Source organism: Mycobacterium sp. ITM-2016-00317 (assembly GCF_002968295.1).
Taxonomy (GTDB): Bacteria; Actinomycetota; Actinomycetes; order Mycobacteriales; family Mycobacteriaceae; genus Mycobacterium.
Genome location: NZ_CP134399.1, coordinates 82,602 through 98,385, shown reverse-complemented (window position 1 = coordinate 98,385; position 15,784 = coordinate 82,602). Strand labels below are relative to the sequence as shown.

Sequence of the window (15,784 nt, the reverse complement as noted above, 5' to 3'; positions counted from 1 at the left end):
TTGTCTCGGCGATGAGCAACACCGTCTATGTCAGCCAGCCGGCTCGCGGTGGGCACTTCGCCCCGTTCAAGCAACCCCAGCTCTACTCAGCCGAGCTACGCCGCTCCTTCCGGCCCTACCGATGCAGCCCGAACTGACGCGGTCGACGCCGGGTCTGGCGACGCGTTCGAACGGCACGTCGAGTTCGATGATGGCCGTGGCGACCGAGGGTGGGCGCGGCCGCACCTTCGCACTGCGCCAGCTCAAGTCCCTGGCCGAGCAGAACGGCTACAGCGTCGGCGAGCGCCGGGTGTATTACGCCGAGAGTGCGTGAGTACTCGGCCCCGGAATACTCCGGCACCGGTGCCCGTTACATGATTCGACGGTGCCGGGCATGCCCCGGGCCCCAAACAAGAAAGTCGCTTCGAGCGACCACTCGCCGAGAGGCGCAGGCGGCACCGTCCCTCCTACCTGGTTTCTCTTCACCAGGTATCGACGAACCGGCTCCCGCTGGGAGCCGGTTTTTTCGTGCCCGTGTCCGCCGCGGCGAACGTGGCCGCGATCACCGACCGGGTGTCGGCCGGGTCGATCACGTCGTCGATCTCGAACAGCATCGCCGCATTCAGTGCCATGGCGTTGTCCTGCGCAGCCGCGGTCGCGACCCGGACCAGTTCCTCGCGCTCCCGTTCGTCGGCGATCGCGTCGAGTTCTTTGCGCATGCCCAGCCGGACCGCACCCTCCAGGCCCATCGGGCCCAGATGTGCGCCCGGCCACGCCACGGTCAGCACCGGCTCGTGCAGGCTGCCGCCGGCCATCGCCTGCGCGCCCAGCCCGTAGCCGCGGCGCAGGATCACCGCGACCATCGGGACCCGAAGCGCCGCGCCTACCACCAACATCCGGGACGCTCGCCGCACCAGCGACTCCGCCTCGGCGGCCGGGCCCACCATGTATCCGGGGCAGTCGATCAACGACAGCACGGGTAGCCCGAACCCGTCGCACAGCTGCAGGAACCGCGCCGCCTTGTCCGAGGCGGCCGCGGTGATCGCGCCTGCGGTGAAGCGGGTGTCGTTGGCGATCACCCCGACCGGCCGGCCCTCGATGCGGCCCAGCGCGGTCACCATCTCGCGGGCGAACCGCGGCCGCAGGAACGTCACCGAACCCTCGTCGGCGATCGTCTCGATGACCGGGGCGACGTCGTAGGCGCGGCGCGCGCGTTCGGGCACCGCGGTGCGCAGCACGGTCTGGTCGGGGGCGGTCCACGAGTCCACCGGGCCCTGGAAGTAGCCCAGCAGTTTCTTGGCCACCGCGACGGCGGCGGCTTCGTCGTCGACCACGAGGTCGACGTTGCCGTTGGGTTCCTGCATCGTCATCGGCCCGACGTCGTCGGGGGGCACCAGGCCGAGACCGCCGCCGGCGATAATCGCCGGCCCACCCATGCCCAGCGACGCGCCGCGGGTGGCGACGATCAGCTCGGAAGCCCCTGCGATGACGGCGTTTCCGGCGAAGCAGCGGCCGTTGACGATCGCGATGCGCGGCACGACGCCGGACAGTCCGGCCCACAGCGCGAACGCGCGGGTGTCCAGCGCGGAGACCACGGGATAGTCGGTGTCGCCGGGCCGGCCGCCCCCACCCTCGGCGAAGAACACCGTCGGCAGCTGCATCCGTTCGATCAACTCGAAGAGCCGGTCCTTCTTACGGTGCCCGAGCGCGCCCTGGGTGCCGGCGAGCACCGTGTAGTCGTAGGACAGCACCGCACAGGGACTCCCGTTGATCCGCGCGGTACCGGCGACCAGTCCGTCGGCGGGGGTGCGGGCGATCAGGTCCTCGACGTCGCGGCGCATCCGCTGCGGCGCGATGGCGAATCTCCCGTATTCCACGAACGATCCGGGGTCGACGAGCTCGGCGACGTTCTCGCGGGCGGTCCGGCTGCCTGAGGCGTGCCGCCGCGCCACGGCGTCGGGACGCGCGGCGTCCTCGGTCAGCGCGCGGCGGCGCTGCAGCTCCGCCAGATCGTCGCGGATCGGGTCGGAGTCAGCCATCGAGTTCGGCGATGGCCGCGGCGATCTCGGCGAGCAGCGCGTCGACCTGGTCCTCGTCGAAGCCCCGCTTGCCGAACGGCGGCTTGTTGAAGCGCACGTGGCGCACGTCCTCGGCGGTCAGGTGACCGCGGCCGTCGAGCCGGCGCGCGCACAGCGCCAGGAAATCGGTGACCGCCTTCTCGTTGTATCCGCGCTTCGGCCACGGCGGCTTCTCGAAGGTGACGTTGCGGAGATGGTCGGCCGTGACGGCGCCGTCGGTCATGGCGCCACAGTAATGGCCGAGTTATCCACAGGGGGCCGAAGTGGCCCTGTGGATTGTCGGGCGCCGGACATAGCGTGCGGTCATGACGAACTGGATCAACACGGTCAGCCGCGATCACGTCGAACGCGGTGTTCGCGGTCGCTTCGCCCAGGCCAATCACGGCAAGCCGCACATGCTGCGCAAGATGGAGCGAGGTGACTGGCTCGTCTTCTACTCCCCCAAGACCACCTATCCCGACGGGGAGCCGCTGCAGGCGTTCACCGCGATCGGTCAGATCGCCGACGACGAGCCCTACCAGGCGGAGATATCGCCGGACTTCCAACCGTGGCGGCGCAACGTGGACTTTCTGGACTGCACCGAGACGCCGATCCGGCCGCTGCTCGACGACCTGAATTTCATCGAGGACAAGGCCCGCTGGGGTTACAAGTTCCGCTTCGGCGTGTTCCGGATCGACGATCACGACCTCGAGGTGATCCGTGCCGCGATGGCTGCGCCAGCAGTCACGGGACCAGCATGAGCGAAGAACACCCGCGGTGTCCTGTGGACATACGCACAGCCGCGTTGACCTGTATGCCTACCGGGCGCACAATCGTTCCATGGCTACCAAGACAGAACGATTTGCCGTGCGTCTGACCGCAGAGCAAGACGCGCTGATCCGTCGTGCTGCCGAGGTAGAGGGGACAGACCTGACCAATTTCACCGTGACTGCAACCCTGGCTCGTGCCCGGGAAGTGCTTGCCGACCGCCGGTTGTTCATGCTGGACGAATCAGCCTGGTCGAAGTTCCTGTCCGTGTTGGACCGTCCGGTGTCCCCTAAGCCTCGGTTGGCGAAGTTGTTCGCGGAGCCCTCGATCTTCGACGAGTGAGCGGTTACAGCGCCCCGCGGCCCATCAGCGGAGCGGACGAAGTCGACCACTTCGACAGCGGTGAGCCCAGCCTGGACGCGTACTTGAAAGGCCGCGCGTCAGCCAACCACATCGAGGGGGCGCCACGATGTTTCGTGACCTGTCAAGAGGGGAGCGTGGTTGGGTATTACGCACTGGCGTCGGCCGCTGTAGACCGGCGCTACGCGCCGGGACGAGTGCGCCGCAACATGCCCGACCCCGTGCCCGTGATCCTGCTCTCGCGGTTGGCGGTTGACCGCAGGCATCAACGGAAAGGATTGGGCGCCCACCTACTGCGTGACGCGATCATCCGCGCGGTGGCGGCCGCTGAGATCGTCGGCGTGCGCGCTCTTCTCGTGCACGCCCTTCACGAGGACGCGCGGGCGTTCTACGCGCACTTCAACTTCGAGCCGTCACCGACAGACCCATTGCATCTACTGCTGTCCCTCAAAGATGCGCGCGCAGCCCTTGGCGCATCCGAGTGAATATCCCGACCTGTCCTCCGCTCGCGGTCACGGCGTGCGCGACAGCGCCTACTGTGGAGCGATGAGCAACACCGAACCCGCACCCGCTGAAGTCGACTGTGTGGCTTCGGGGTTCACCGGGGTGCTGCATCCGCGCGAGGTGCCCCTCGGTGGTCCGCGGGCGATCCGGGTCCGGCGCACCTTGCCCCAGCGTGAGCGTTCGCTGATCGGGGCGTGGTGTTTCGCCGACCACTACGGCCCGCACGACGTCCGCGGGGGCACCGGCATGGACGTCCCCCCGCACCCGCACACCGGTCTGCAGACGGTCAGCTGGCTGTTCAGCGGTGAGGTCGAGCACCGCGACAGCGCGGGTGTGCACGCGATGGTGCGCCCCGGTGAGCTGAACCTGATGACCGCCGGCGCGGGCATCTGCCACTCGGAGGTCACCACATCGTCGACCACGGTGCTGCACGGCGCGCAGCTGTGGGTCGCGTTGCCCGGGTCCGACCGCGACACCGACCGCGACTTCGCCCATTACGCCCCGGCACCCCGCACCGCCGGCGGGCTGACCACCCGCGTGTTCCTGGGCGAGCTCGACGGCGAACGCTCCCCGGTGCACACCTTCACGCCGCTGCTCGGCGCGCAGCTCGACCTCGAGCCCGGCGTCGAGGTCACCTTCGACATCGACGGCGACTTCGAGCACGGCGTGCTCGTCGACCAGGGAGACGTGGAGGCCTGCGGGTCGACGCTGGCCGTCGCCGACCTCGCGTTCCAGGGCACCGGACACCACCGGCTGCACCTCGCCAACCGCGGCGACAGCCCGGCGCGGTTACTGCTGCTCGGCGGCACACCGTTCACCGAGGAGCTGGTGATGTGGTGGAACTTCGTGGGCCGCAGCCACGACGACATCGTCAGATACCGCGAGCAGTGGCAGGACCACGACGCCCGCTTCGGTGCGGTCGACGGCTACCAGGGCGCGGTGACGCGGCTGCCCGCCCCGCCGCTGCCGAACGCGACCCTGCGTCCCCGGCCGCTCCCTGAGGTATAGAGGAGGTCATGACCACCGACAAGACCGGCGCGCCCACCAAGGTCACCGAGGAGTCCGACCGCTTCAGCATCGCCGTCGACGGCACCACGGCAGGCTTCACCGAGTTCGTCGACCACGGGGATCAGCGCATCTTCCCGCACACCGAGATCGACGACGAGTTCCGCGGACGCGGCCTGGCGTCGATCCTGGTGGGCGAGGCGCTGACGGCCACCCGCGCGGCGGGCAAGCGGGTCGTGCCGGTGTGCTCGATGGTCGCCGGCTACATCGACAAGCACCCCGAATTCCAAGACATCGCCGACCCCGTGACCGACGACATCGAACGCGTCCTGTCCGCGCACTGAGCGACTGCTACCGACGCCTGGCAGGTCGCCATACTGCGTGACGCTCCGCGGTGCCCTGACCCCTACGACACCTCCACCCCGGCCGTCGACTTACGCTCGATGCAGCGGAGTCGAGTTGTTCCAGCAATTCGTCGGATCGGATGTACGGCTCCAGGCTCCCCGCGGGTCCGTCGCCGATGACGACGATGAACAGCCGGCGATCGAAGAGGGACGCGGTTGATCGGGCGTTGCTGCATGATTCGGTTCGGGGTCTGCCAGCTACTCGATCCGCCGACCAGCGCGGCGTCCTGATCACTGGAGGCAGCCTGCCCGCCCGGGAGACACCACCAGGGTGGACACTATGATGTGGCCCTTTCTGCAACAGTGTTCAAAGTCGAACTTGGCGTCTCCGATGTCGATCACGGCTACTACGCCGATCACACGCTGACCGTGGCCCGTCATCCCAGTGAGACCGATGAGCGGATGGTGGTGCGGTTATTGGCGTTTGGGCTGCGCGCGCACCGGCTCAGCGACGTCGACGGTGAGTTGGCGTTCGGGCCGGGCCTGTCCACCCCTGGCGTACCGGACTTGCAGCTCGCGGACTACACGGGCCGGATCCTGGAGTGGATCAACGTCGGCCAACCCGATGAACGCGCCTTGGGGAAGGCTGCCAGCCGGGCCGACCAGGTGCTGCTGTTCCCGTTCGCCGCGGGCGTGGCCACCTGGTGGCGCACCGTGGGACCCAAAGTGGCGGGGCTGCCGAACCTGTCGGTGGTGCAGATACCGCACGCCCCGGTGCAGCAACTGGCACAGACTGTCGATCGACGGGTCTCGGCGCAGGTGATGGTGATGGAAGGTCAGGTGACGATGACCGTGGGCGGTGTCGACGTCACCTTCACGCCCGAGCCACTGAAGTGAACGTCTGATCCCTGCGGAGGGTCGATGAGCGAAAGCGACTTCGCCACATGGCAAACAGCCTCGGCCTATCCTCGAGGCACAGAACATCGTCCGGGAAGCACCGAGGTCCGGCTCTGGAGAACTGCCGGAACTCCCCGCGCGACCCAGATACGCGAGGTGCTGGATATCAACCTTCCATGGCGCCGAAGCGAATCAGGTCGGCGGCCTTCTCGCCGATCATGATCGTCGCGGCATTGGTGTTGACCGACACGACTCGAGGCATCACCGAGGCGTCCGCCACCCGTAGGCCGTCCAGACCGTGCACCCGCAGTTCGGGATCCACCACCGACTCCGAGCCGGCACCCATCGTGCAGGTGCCCACCGGGTGGAAATAGGTGACGGCGGCGGTGGGCAGGTAGGAGCGCAACGCTCTCGAGTCGGCCGCCTCGGGACCCGGCAGCACCTCGCGCGCACGCCAGGCGGCGAACGGCTCACTGGCCGCGATCTCGCGCGCCGCCCCGATGCCCTCGACCATCCGCCGCAGGTCGGACTCCACTCCGAGGTAGTTCGGATCGATGAGCGGCGGGGTCTGCGGATCGGGCCCTGCGAGCCGGATCGACCCGCGCGATTCGGGCACCATCACGGCGACTGCGAACGTGAAGCTGTTCGCGGGGGCGGACAGGTGCGGCGGGACTTCGGCACGTGGATGAACATCATCTGCATGTCGGGGCCGGCCAGCGACGGGTCGCTGCGCCACGCCATCGACGTCTCGGCGTAATTGGTCTGCCCGACCGGTGTTCATGCACACTCACGCTGTCAGCGTGGCCGCATCGCGCTCCGCTGCCCAGGCCGGACATCTCCTAGTACCAGCAGGACTACCGTCGACCCGCTCCCGCCCGGGACTTGCGGCGTCAGTCGTCGTCGGCCTCGGACGGCATCCGGAGCCGCAGGTGATGGCCTTCAGAGCACGCCGGGCATCCGGCACTCGCTCAACGCCCGCAGCGCCGCCTCCGACGGCGAGCCGGGATCGGCCCAGTAGACCACCATGATGAACTCGCTTCCGCGCAGGCCCAGTTGCTGGAAATGCAGATCGAGCGGCCCAACCCTCGGGTGGTCGATCAACAGGAGACCACGGCTGTGACGTCTGACGTCATAGGTGGCCCACAGCGTGCGGAAGTGTGCACTGTGCGCGCGCAGTTCCTCGATCAACGCGTCCACCTTGGGGTCCGGATGGTGGCCGGCGAAGTCACGAAGCCACCGGACCGCCCACGCCGTCAGACCGTCCCAGTTGCGGCAGAACTCCCGCATCCGCTCGTCGAGGAACAGGCTGCGGACCGGATTTCCGCCGACCGCGAAGCTCGCCGTCAACTCAGCAGCGCACCCGTTGGCCATCACCACGGTGGCGGAGCTGTCGTGGATGCTCGCCGGCGACACGTGCCAGCTGTCGATCAGAACTTGCAGGGCGGGGTTGATCGACCGCTCCACCCGATCCACTGGTTGCCGGGACCCGTTGTACGTCACCAGATTCCGCAGATACTCCACAGCATCGGGACCGAGTCGCAGGGCACGGGCTATCGCGCAGAGCACCTGGTCGGACGGCCGCTCTCGACCTTGTTCGATGCGGTGGTAGTAGTCGGCGCTGATGCCGGCCAGGCTCGCCACCTCTTCCCGACGCAGCCCTGCCACGCGGCGTCGACTGCCCGCCGGCAACCCGACATCGCTCGGCTGGAGCCTGGCCCGGTGTTGCCGGAGAAACTCCGCGAGCCGCGTGTTCCTATTGGACACCAGGCCAGAGTAGAACCGGCACTGGTCCCTTCACCAGAGGTGCACAGATCATCATGTGCAGGAAGCACTGTCGCAGCGCGCACTGAACTCTGGCCCCGACTTCTCGAACCGCTGTGTGCAGGTCGCATACAAAACGCCCACACAGTTCTCAATTGGACACCTTCTGACTAGCGCGTCGAGCTATTAAAGCCTTGTGCCCAGTTCCCGTGGCCGCGCACTCGACGGCTACTTCTGTGGCCTCCTGCCGTTGAGCCTCCCCTTGACCCCCGGGCATGAGGTGGCCGGCACGGTGGCTGCGCTGGGCTCAGGGGTGCCGGGCGCCGGCTGGCCGAAGGCGACCTCGTGTCCTCAATCCGAACTGGGGCGACGGCACGTGCCGCCAATGCCGCGAAGGCAACCAACAGCTCTGCGCCAACGGACAGTTGGTGGGCTTCGCCTGTGATGGAGGGTTCGCCGAATACGTCGTCGCACCCTATGACCATGTCATTCCCATCCCGGAAACCGGCGCCGCACCGGAGTTGCTCGCGCCGCTGACCGACGCGGGCCTCACGCCGTATCGGGGCATGAAGAAACTGCGTGATGCCGGCAAGCTCGGGCCCGGCCGGACCGTGGTCGTCACCGGAATCGGTGGTCTGGGCGCCTACGGGATCCAGTACGCCCAACTCTTGGGTGGGGGTGCGACCGTCATCGCTTTCGCCCGCAGTGACGACAAGTTGGCGATCGCCCGCGACAACGGCGCAGACCACACGGTCAACGTCGGCGGAAAGTCCGCCGAGGACGTTCAGAACCAACTGGAGGATCTCACGAACCGGCGGACAGTCGATGCCGTGCTGGACTGCGCGGGATCCCAGGAGTCCCTCGGTCTGGCCGTCGATCCTTGCGACCGAGGGCGCCCTCTCGCAGGTGGGCTTGATGGGCACGAAGGTGGAACTTCCGCTGTTTCCCTTCGTCAGCGGCGAGCGATCCTACTTCGGGTCCTTCTGGGGCAACTACAACGACCTGCAGGAGGTACTCACCCTCGCCGGCGAAGGGAAGATCAAACACAACGTGGTGACAACGAAATTCGACGACATCAATGACAGCCTCGACGCACTGGGACGCGGCGACATCGTCGGGCGCGCTGTCGTCATGTTCGACTGATCCCGACCGCTGACCCGCAGGACCCGGGCAACCTTGAGTCCCACCCGAAAACAACGCCGCTGCTTCAGATTACCGGGGCGCGGCGCCGGTTACCGACGCGTGTTGCGGCGTTACGGTCGCCAGTTGTCCAACCCGAACCTGACGAGGTCGGTCATCGCAGAGGAACCCGCGTATACGTCTCGCGTCGGGTCGAGTCCGTCCTTCTCGTACCCGCTCGTGACGCCGATGGCGTACGGATTGGTGCCCGCGAAGTACCAGAGGGGCCCGCCAGACCACCCGGACGAAACATGGTGCACCGTTTCGTACTCTCTACCCGGAGAGTCGTTGTCGATGTCGCGGATGCCGAGACTGAAGTTCACCGCAGGACGGCCCCCGTAAGAATCCGGATAGCCGGACGACGTGTAGCTGCGACTCTCGATATCGTCGTCCCCTGCGCTGCGCGTGCCCATCCACCCGAGCGCGTTGCCGAGTGGTTGATAGAGCCTGCACAGGGCGTAGTCGTAGCCGAACGGTGAGCCGCCCTGTGGCCGATAGCCGCGATATTCGGACACGTACGACCAACCGAATGGTGTCGGGTTCGAGTCACCGTCTCGATACGCAGGGATGAACTGCACCCACCAGTCCGCCTGGTCCCACGGCATGACGTGCCCAGCCGTCAGGACGAGGTTCGGTCCGACCAGGTACCCGGTCCCGCCTGCTGTCGGGGTGTACACCTTGCCGATCGTGCGCCACGGGTACGGGAAGCGTTCCGCCTCCGCCGCGAAGGCCTCCAGGAACATTCGATCCTCGGGCAGCCCCGTCTGCCGGCCGGCGAGCGGATACGGCGCCAGATCCGGGAGGTATCGCTGCTCCACCCACGGTGGGCGGTACCCCTCGGTGTGTAGGTCGTGGTCCGGCGCTGCCGCACGGGGGTCGAATTCGAGTTCGGTCCGCTCGAGTCCCGGAATGGTGGACCTGATCTGGCCGTCCGACTCGAGCACACGCCAATCACCGGTCGCGCCCGGGAGTTCACCGACCTGGAACGCTGTGTTGGGGGTGTAGTTCGCCCGGATGTAGATTCCGCTGTCCGGCTTGACCAGCGCGGCGATGTCGGGCGGCATCGTCTCCGTGGCCGGGATGGGGGCGGCCGCGCGCATCTCCTCCAGTGTCAGCCCGCGCGCCGGAGCGGTGGTCGGTGTCGTCATGGGTCCTCCTTGCGATGGACGCAGACGGTGTCTGCGCAGGAGAGCGCCACCATTGCGCAGTGCGCTCCGTCGGCCGAAAGTGTTTGTGCTTCCGGGATGTTGAGCGTAGGTCCGTCGGCGCGGGATCGGCTTGAGTAGTCGACTACTCGGTTTCTCGACGGCCCATCGCACTGCCACCTGCCCACCTGCCGGCAACCCGGCGATCACTGGCGTACCGCGCCACCCGCCCGCAGCCGTGAGACCCTTCGGCGTTCCGTGAGAACCTAAAGCCATGAGCAGCCGGGCTTTCTTCGTCGCCGAGGGTGACGCGTTCCGTCCGACGAACTGGGCCCGCGGTCCGTGGGGTCAGACCATCAGCGGCAACTACGTCGGCGGACTGCTGGGCCACGTCATCGAGCGCGATGCCGCCGTTGCCGACCTGCAGCCGGCCCGGCTGACCGTCGACCTGCTCCGCCCGGCCGGCCTCGCCGAGCCTGTGCGCGTCGAGACCACGGTGGTGCGAGAAGGCCGCCGCCTCAAGCTCGTCGACGCCGCGATGACGCAGTCGGGCACCCTCGTCGCCCGGGCGAACGTGCTGTTCCTGCGCCGCGGTGAGCAGCCGCTGGGCGACCGGTTCACCACCAGGGTCACCATGCCGCCGATGCCCCCGGAATCGGATCCGGTGCCCGACGACCGGCTCACGCAGGTGTGGAGCTACGGCAAGGACGGCGACGTGCCGAGCCCGGGCCTCGGCGCATGGGCTCACGCCGGACCGAAGTTCATCTGGACCCGCGAACTCGGTTCGCTGGTCGAGGGCGTCGCGCTGACGCCGTTCACCCGCGCGGCGCTGGCCGGGGACATGGCGAGCTCGCTGACTCACTTCGGTGCCGACGGGTTGCCGTTCATCAACGCCGACTACACGCTGGCGCTGAGCCGGCTGCCCGACGGGCCCTTCGTGGGGCTGGCCGCGCTGACCCACGACAGCGACGCCGGCGTCGCCACGGGCACCGCGGTGGTGGTCGACCGGATCGGGCCACTCGGCACGGCGACCGCCACCGCGCTCGCCAACCCCGGGTTCAACCCGCCGCGGTCGTTCAGCTGAGGTACTGGGCGGTGCTGCCGGAGATCGGCATGCCCTGCATGCCCAGCTTGCGGTGGTCCCAGCTCCGCATCCGCGACGGCACCACCCGCACGCAGATGCGGTTGTTCATCATCTGCTCGACAAACGGGCGCATCTCGTCGGTGTAGGGGCCGGTGTAACGCTCCCAGACGCTTTTACCCACGCGCAGAGACGTTTCTGGGTCGTCGAAGACCTCGGCCTGCCCGTCGATCGACACACCGCGCAGCGTGTCGTAGGAGAGCCCGTCCTCGATCATCACAGTGATGGTCGGATCCCGGCGCAGGTTGACGGCCTTCTGCGACTTGGCTTTCGTCTCGAACCAGATCTCCCCGTCGAGCACGGCGTACCACATCGCAACCAGGTGCGGCCTGCCGTTCGGCAGTACCGTCGCCATCGTCGCCGTGCGGCTGTGTTCGATGAACTCGGCGATCTCGTCGTCGTTCATCACGATCTTTGCGCGTTCGTTCTTGCCCACGCGTTGATACTGGCAGGCCGCCTTCCGCGCCGTCAGCCGGGTGGCTGTCCGCAGTGGACCCGCCTCGGGTGTTTCGAACACACTTGCGACGGGCACCCCGGAGGGCATGAGTGACAACACGACACAGGCACCCCAGGAGAACGCCGAGAAGGACACCTCGCAGTGGGTCACCGGTGACGAACCGATGACCGGACCGCAGCGCAGCTACCTTCAGACGCTCGCCCAGGAAGCAGGCACCGACGTCCCCGACGACCTGACGAAAGCGCAGGCCTCCGACCTCATCGAGGAACTGCAGCAGCGCACCGGCCGCGGCGACTGATGCCGGTCCCGCGAAATACCCACTACCAAAGCAGAATCAACCGGTAGCGATCCCCGGCACCGGCCTGCCCGATACCGCGAGCAGCAGATCGACGGTGCGCGCCCGCACCGTGTCTCCGCGCCCCGCCTCGAACGGCGAGTCCGTCGCGACGAGGCGTAGTCCCGCGGCCCGCTCCCGGCCGCCGCCCATCGCGACCGTCGTCTTGACCTGATAGGCCAGGGCCGCCGCCGCGGCGGAGACGTCGTAGCCGGCTGCGATCCCGAGCGGGCGCCGGATGTCCTCGCCGTGCACGATCGCCTCCACCAGCCGGGTGGGCCGCGGTGCCGGTGGGGTCCGGGTCAGCCCGGTCACGGACCGGAACGTCGCCAGGGTGTCCCGTGGATCCGGGCGGCGCTCACGGCCGATCCCGGCGGCGTTGTCGGCGTCGAAATCGAACCGCGCCGACAGCATCCGCCGCGCAAACGACAGCCGGGACGTCCTGGCGGCGTCGACGAGGTGGGCCACCACGTCGTGGACGTCCCAGCCCGGACACAGCGACGGCGTCGACCAGTCCTGCCGCGCGAGCGCGGCCAGATCCTCGGCGAGCCGGGCGCGTTCGGCGTGGACGAAGGACCACACCTCGGTCTTGGAGAGCCTCACGCGTGTGCAGACCCGGCGCCGGCGCGATTCTCATCGCGGCGGCGTCAGCGCACCAGGGTGGCCCCGCCGTCGAGACGGATCTGCTGGCCCGTCATGAAGCGCGACTCGTCGGCCAGCAGGTAGACCGCGGCGTACGCCGTCTCCCACACGCTGCCCCGCCCCATCTTCAGCTTCACCACCTGGCGGTAGACGTCGTCCACCTCGTCGGGCTGCAGGTCGAACAGCGACTGCGAATCATGGTTGCCCAGAACGGAGTTGATCGGACCCAGCATCAGGGTGTTGGCCCGGATCCCGGCGGCGGCGAACTGGGTGGCGGTCAGCTCGGTGATGTAGTTGAGCCCGCACTTGCCCAGCGCGTACGGCATGATGCCGATGTTGAGGCCGATCTCGTTCTTGACGCTGGCGATCGACGAGATGTTGACGATGCTGCCGTTGGTGTTCTCACCGTTCTTCTCCATGCACTGCGCGGCGAACAGGTTGCAGTGGTAGCAGCCGAGCATGTTGACGTTGATGCCGTAGTTGAAGTTCTCGGGCGTCATCGAGTTGGACTCGAGATCGAACGGCGGGTTGATCGCGACGCTGTAGACCATGCCGTCGACCCGGCCGCTGGTGTCCATGGCCACGTCGAAGATCCGTTCGCAATCCTGCTTCTCGGCGACGTCCGCCTCGACGGCGTACGCGCGGCCACCTTCGTCGGTGATCATGTCGACGGTCTCCTGCGCGGCGGGCAGGTTTCGGTCGACGACCACCACCTCGGCGCCGTGCCGGGCCGCCAGGATGGCGGTGGCCCGCCCGTTGCCCATGCCGGGCCCGGGCATCTGCCCGCCGCCGACGATGACGATGACCTTGCCTGACAGATCGAGCGCGGTGCGCCCTTTCACACCGAAATCGTGTTCCATAGCTCAACTTTCACGTGGGGGTTGGGGTTGTTCACCGGGTGAGGATGGCGTGTTCCGGACAGCTCGCGACGGCCTCTTCGACGGCAGGCACCAGGTCCGCGGGGACGTCGGTGACCGTCGCCTCCGCGTAGCCGCCGTCGGTCAGGGTGAAGACCTGCGGACACACCGCGGCGCACACGCCGTGACCGCGGCACAGGTCGTCGTCGACGGTCACCTTCACGAGGCGACCGCTTCCGTGGTGACGTGCAGGTCGGTCAGTCCGCGCAGGATGTAGGTCGGCACGTAGGTGTACCGGCGATCGTCGGCCGGTCCGTGCCTGTCCTCGTCGATGTCCACCGAGGTGGTGCGTTCGAGCAGCCGCTGCAGCAGCACCCGGCCTTCCGCGCGCGCCAGGGGTGCGCCGATGCAGCTGTGGATGCCGCGGCCGAAGCCGATCTGGCGCCGCGCGTTGGGCCGGTCGGGGTCGAAGACGTCCGGGTTCTCGAACTGGCGCGGGTCGCGGTTGGCGGCGCCGAAGTGCACCATCACCGTGGTTCCGGCCGGAATCTCCACGCCGCCGATCGTCGCCGGGGCGCGGCTCAACCGGAAGTCGCCCTTGATGGGGCTCTCGAACCGCAGCGCCTCCTCGATGAAGTTGGGGATCAGGTCCGGGGTCGCGCGCAGTCGCGCCTGCAGTGCGTGGTCCTCGGCCAACAGTTTGAGCGCCGAGGACAGCAACCTGACCGTGGTCTCCTGGCCGGCGGAGAACAGGTTGGCCGCCACCCGCACCACGTCGATGACCTCGGGAAGCGAGCCGTCGGGGAACCGGGCCTGCGCCATCTCGGTCATCACGTCCGCACGCGGCTGCCGGCGCCGGTCCTCGATGTAGTCGGAGAAGCGGCGGTACAGGTACTCCAGCGGCGAGTGCGCCATCACGGCATCGGTGGTGCTGCCCACCGTCACATCTCCGGTGAGTACCTGGGCGAGCTCGGCGTGGTCCTCCTCGGGCACGCCGAGCAGGTCGGCGACCACCAGTAGCGCGAACCGGTTCGCGACCGCGCCGATGAAGTCGCCGCCACCTGCGGCCAGGAACGGATCCAGCACGCGGTCGGCGAGGCGCCACATGAACGCCTCGTTCTCCTTGAGCCGCTTGGGGGTGATCAGCCGGCTCAACAGCGACCGGTGCGCGGTGTGGGTGGGCGGATCGAACGAGGGCAGCTGGTCGCTGAACGGCAGCTCGTCACGATGGGCGTCGATCAGCGCGCCGACCTCAGCCGCGTCCCGGCCCTCGAGGCTCACCGGGAATCCCGGGAAGGGGCCGGTGGTCGAATTGCACGACGAGAACGTGTCGGCGTCGCTGACCACGGCCAGCACCTCGTCGTAGCCGGTGACCACCACGACACCGTGCACCGGATCCCGCCACACCGGGCCGGCCTCGCGAATCCGGTCCAGCACCGGGTAGGGGTCGGCGACCAGCGCCTCGTCACGGAAGAAATCCAGCGTCACCAGATCAGGCTGCACGTATCACTCCTCAGGCCAATCTACTGACCAATCGTAAAGGGATTCCTGACCAATCGTACAGGAGCGGACTGACCATTCGTATGGGCGCAAGGAGGTCTCGGTCGGCTACCATCACGCTGTGAACGGCGCGACAGCGGGGAGGGCGACGTGACCGGCGGTACGCCAACGAGCAGCAAGGCGACCCGGCTTCGGCTGATGGAGGTCGCGATCGAGCTCTTCAAGCGGCACAGCGTCGCGGGTACGTCGCTGCAGATGATCTCCGACGAGCTCGGTCTGACGAAATCGGCGATCTACCACCATTTCCGGACCCGGGACGAGCTTCTCGACGCGATCCTGGAGCCGGTGCTGGCGGAGGTGGCGGCCATCGTCGAAGCGGCCGAGTCGCATCGCACGGCCCGGGCGCGGGCCGACCACATGCTGACCGGCTACGCCGCGCTCGCGGCGAGGAATCGCGACCTCATCTCAGTGCTCAGCGGGGACCCGCTCGTCCTCGAGCTGTTGAACGCCAAGGCCGAGTGGCGGTCGATCGTGGTGCGCCAGATGCGGCTGTTCTCCGACGTCGAACCGGGCGTCGGCGGTCAGGTCAAGGCCATGATCCTGCTGTCGGGGTTCGCCGGCGCCGCGCGCGCCGAGTACAGCCAGTTCGACGGCCCGCTCGACGAGGCCGCCTTCCGCGACCAGCTGATCGCCGCGGGTCGCCGCACGCTCGGGCTGCGCGCGCCGCGCCCCGCCGACTGACCGGCGGTTGAGCAGCAGCATCGGCATCGCGGTCGTGGATTCCAGCAGCCCCGCCTCCCTCGGCGTCGGTAGCACGGTCTCGATCCGCTCAGTCGCACAGTCGAACTCGACGC

The 15,784-nt window shown here is 68.0% G+C and carries 19 protein-coding genes and 3 pseudogenes; 12 read left to right on the top strand and 10 right to left on the bottom strand.

Annotation, left to right across the window (positions count from 1 at the left end; all coding sequences use genetic code 11):
- Positions 1-205: 205 nt before the first annotated feature.
- Positions 206-313: pseudogene (locus C6A87_RS00505) on the top strand (transcription factor WhiB); the annotation flags it as partial.
- Between the two features lie 148 nt (positions 314-461).
- Here the strand turns inward: C6A87_RS00505 and C6A87_RS00500 are convergent.
- Positions 462-2,018: a carboxyl transferase domain-containing protein gene (locus C6A87_RS00500; RefSeq protein ID WP_311115486.1), complete on the bottom strand. Its 1,557-nt coding sequence runs from the start codon at positions 2,016-2,018 to the stop codon at positions 462-464.
- Complete coding sequence (locus tag C6A87_RS00495; protein WP_311115485.1) at positions 2,011-2,280, bottom strand: DivIVA domain-containing protein; 270 nt, start codon at positions 2,278-2,280, stop codon at positions 2,011-2,013. Before C6A87_RS00495 ends, C6A87_RS00500 begins: the two co-directional genes overlap by 8 nt.
- Before the next feature lie 82 nt (positions 2,281-2,362).
- On the opposite strand from C6A87_RS00495, the gene C6A87_RS00490 reads away from it, so the two are divergent.
- From C6A87_RS00490 to C6A87_RS00465, 6 genes and pseudogenes are all read left to right on the top strand, one after another.
- Positions 2,363-2,797 (top strand): EVE domain-containing protein, encoded by a 435-nt coding sequence (locus C6A87_RS00490; protein ID WP_311115484.1) that lies wholly within the window; start codon positions 2,363-2,365, stop codon positions 2,795-2,797.
- An 88-nt stretch (positions 2,798-2,885) separates the two neighbouring features.
- Positions 2,886-3,146 (top strand): annotated as a pseudogene (locus C6A87_RS00485) (DUF1778 domain-containing protein); the annotation flags it as partial.
- Positions 3,143-3,649, top strand: a complete 507-nt coding sequence (locus tag C6A87_RS00480; RefSeq protein ID WP_311115483.1) for a GNAT family N-acetyltransferase — start codon at positions 3,143-3,145, stop codon at positions 3,647-3,649. The pseudogene C6A87_RS00485 and the gene C6A87_RS00480, both read left to right, overlap by 4 nt.
- Before the next feature lie 61 nt (positions 3,650-3,710).
- The gene (locus C6A87_RS00475) at positions 3,711-4,676 is read left to right on the top strand and encodes a pirin family protein (protein WP_311115482.1); all 966 of its coding nucleotides are present in this window, start codon (positions 3,711-3,713) and stop codon (positions 4,674-4,676) included.
- A gap of 8 nt (positions 4,677-4,684) precedes the next feature.
- Positions 4,685-5,017, top strand: coding sequence for a GNAT family N-acetyltransferase (locus tag C6A87_RS00470; RefSeq protein ID WP_311115481.1), 333 nt, complete (start codon positions 4,685-4,687; stop codon positions 5,015-5,017).
- Between the two features lie 345 nt (positions 5,018-5,362).
- Positions 5,363-5,914, top strand: coding sequence for a YaeQ family protein (locus C6A87_RS00465; RefSeq protein WP_311115480.1), 552 nt, complete (start codon positions 5,363-5,365; stop codon positions 5,912-5,914).
- 166 nt (positions 5,915-6,080) lie between these two features.
- On the opposite strand, the gene C6A87_RS00460 is transcribed toward C6A87_RS00465, so the two are convergent.
- The gene (locus C6A87_RS00460; RefSeq protein WP_311115479.1) at positions 6,081-6,533 is read right to left on the bottom strand and encodes a GMC oxidoreductase; all 453 of its coding nucleotides are present in this window, start codon (positions 6,531-6,533) and stop codon (positions 6,081-6,083) included.
- A 320-nt stretch (positions 6,534-6,853) separates the two neighbouring features.
- On the bottom strand, positions 6,854-7,678 hold the full coding sequence (locus C6A87_RS00455) for a helix-turn-helix transcriptional regulator (protein ID WP_311115478.1): 825 nt from the start codon (positions 7,676-7,678) through the stop codon (positions 6,854-6,856).
- Between the two features lie 272 nt (positions 7,679-7,950).
- Between C6A87_RS00455 and C6A87_RS00450 the strand changes: the two are divergent.
- Both C6A87_RS00450 and C6A87_RS00445 read left to right on the top strand, forming a co-directional pair.
- Positions 7,951-8,499: pseudogene (locus C6A87_RS00450) on the top strand (zinc-binding dehydrogenase); the annotation flags it as partial.
- A 91-nt stretch (positions 8,500-8,590) separates the two neighbouring features.
- On the top strand, positions 8,591-8,818 hold the full coding sequence (locus C6A87_RS00445) for an alcohol dehydrogenase (protein WP_311115477.1): 228 nt from the start codon (positions 8,591-8,593) through the stop codon (positions 8,816-8,818).
- A gap of 110 nt (positions 8,819-8,928) precedes the next feature.
- On the opposite strand, the gene C6A87_RS00440 is transcribed toward C6A87_RS00445, so the two are convergent.
- Positions 8,929-10,002: a trypsin-like serine protease gene (locus C6A87_RS00440; RefSeq protein WP_311115476.1), complete on the bottom strand. Its 1,074-nt coding sequence runs from the start codon at positions 10,000-10,002 to the stop codon at positions 8,929-8,931.
- 271 nt (positions 10,003-10,273) lie between these two features.
- On the opposite strand from C6A87_RS00440, the gene C6A87_RS00435 reads away from it, so the two are divergent.
- Positions 10,274-11,083: an acyl-CoA thioesterase domain-containing protein gene (locus C6A87_RS00435; RefSeq protein ID WP_311115475.1), complete on the top strand. Its 810-nt coding sequence runs from the start codon at positions 10,274-10,276 to the stop codon at positions 11,081-11,083.
- On the opposite strand, the gene C6A87_RS00430 is transcribed toward C6A87_RS00435, so the two are convergent.
- Complete coding sequence (locus C6A87_RS00430) at positions 11,076-11,576, bottom strand: PPOX class F420-dependent oxidoreductase (RefSeq protein ID WP_311115474.1); 501 nt, start codon at positions 11,574-11,576, stop codon at positions 11,076-11,078. The genes C6A87_RS00435 and C6A87_RS00430 overlap by 8 nt on opposite strands.
- A gap of 106 nt (positions 11,577-11,682) precedes the next feature.
- Between C6A87_RS00430 and C6A87_RS00425 the strand changes: the two genes are divergently transcribed.
- Positions 11,683-11,895, top strand: coding sequence for a DUF3072 domain-containing protein (locus C6A87_RS00425; RefSeq protein WP_311115473.1), 213 nt, complete (start codon positions 11,683-11,685; stop codon positions 11,893-11,895).
- 36 nt (positions 11,896-11,931) lie between these two features.
- On the opposite strand, the gene C6A87_RS00420 is transcribed toward C6A87_RS00425, so the two are convergent.
- The 4 genes from C6A87_RS00420 to C6A87_RS00405 are packed head-to-tail and all read right to left on the bottom strand — an operon-like array spanning position 11,932 to position 14,933.
- Positions 11,932-12,534: a maleylpyruvate isomerase family mycothiol-dependent enzyme gene (locus C6A87_RS00420; RefSeq protein WP_311115472.1), complete on the bottom strand. Its 603-nt coding sequence runs from the start codon at positions 12,532-12,534 to the stop codon at positions 11,932-11,934.
- 44 nt (positions 12,535-12,578) lie between these two features.
- Positions 12,579-13,433 carry an SDR family oxidoreductase gene (locus C6A87_RS00415; protein ID WP_311115471.1) on the bottom strand — a complete coding sequence of 285 codons (855 nt, stop codon included), beginning with the start codon at positions 13,431-13,433 and terminating at the stop codon, positions 12,579-12,581.
- Between the two features lie 31 nt (positions 13,434-13,464).
- Positions 13,465-13,653: a ferredoxin gene (locus C6A87_RS00410; protein WP_311115470.1), complete on the bottom strand. Its 189-nt coding sequence runs from the start codon at positions 13,651-13,653 to the stop codon at positions 13,465-13,467.
- On the bottom strand, positions 13,650-14,933 hold the full coding sequence (locus C6A87_RS00405; RefSeq protein ID WP_311115469.1) for a cytochrome P450: 1,284 nt from the start codon (positions 14,931-14,933) through the stop codon (positions 13,650-13,652). The genes C6A87_RS00410 and C6A87_RS00405 overlap by 4 nt, the downstream gene beginning before the upstream one ends.
- A 147-nt stretch (positions 14,934-15,080) precedes the next feature.
- Here C6A87_RS00405 and C6A87_RS00400 point away from each other — a divergent pair, with 147 nt between their 5' ends.
- A complete protein-coding gene (locus tag C6A87_RS00400) occupies positions 15,081-15,671 on the top strand; it encodes a TetR/AcrR family transcriptional regulator (RefSeq protein WP_311115468.1) in 591 nt (196 codons plus the stop codon).
- Positions 15,672-15,784: the final 113 nt, after the last annotated feature.

Bases quoted from the DNA above. Each gene is read 5' to 3' on its own strand.
- C6A87_RS00500 (WP_311115486.1), bottom strand. From the start codon at position 2,018: ATGGCTGACTCCGACCCGATCCGCGACGATCTGGCGGAGCTGCAGCGC.
- C6A87_RS00495 (WP_311115485.1), bottom strand. From the start codon at position 2,280: ATGACCGACGGCGCCGTCACGGCCGACCATCTCCGCAACGTCACCTTC.
- C6A87_RS00490 (WP_311115484.1), top strand. From the start codon at position 2,363: ATGACGAACTGGATCAACACGGTCAGCCGCGATCACGTCGAACGCGGT.
- C6A87_RS00475 (WP_311115482.1), top strand. From the start codon at position 3,711: ATGAGCAACACCGAACCCGCACCCGCTGAAGTCGACTGTGTGGCTTCG.
- C6A87_RS00470 (WP_311115481.1), top strand. From the start codon at position 4,685: ATGACCACCGACAAGACCGGCGCGCCCACCAAGGTCACCGAGGAGTCC.
- C6A87_RS00460 (WP_311115479.1), bottom strand. From the start codon at position 6,533: ATGGTGCCCGAATCGCGCGGGTCGATCCGGCTCGCAGGGCCCGATCCG.
- C6A87_RS00445 (WP_311115477.1), top strand. From the start codon at position 8,591: ATGGGCACGAAGGTGGAACTTCCGCTGTTTCCCTTCGTCAGCGGCGAG.
- C6A87_RS00440 (WP_311115476.1), bottom strand. From the start codon at position 10,002: ATGACGACACCGACCACCGCTCCGGCGCGCGGGCTGACACTGGAGGAG.
- C6A87_RS00435 (WP_311115475.1), top strand. From the start codon at position 10,274: ATGAGCAGCCGGGCTTTCTTCGTCGCCGAGGGTGACGCGTTCCGTCCG.
- C6A87_RS00425 (WP_311115473.1), top strand. From the start codon at position 11,683: ATGAGTGACAACACGACACAGGCACCCCAGGAGAACGCCGAGAAGGAC.
- C6A87_RS00415 (WP_311115471.1), bottom strand. From the start codon at position 13,433: ATGGAACACGATTTCGGTGTGAAAGGGCGCACCGCGCTCGATCTGTCA.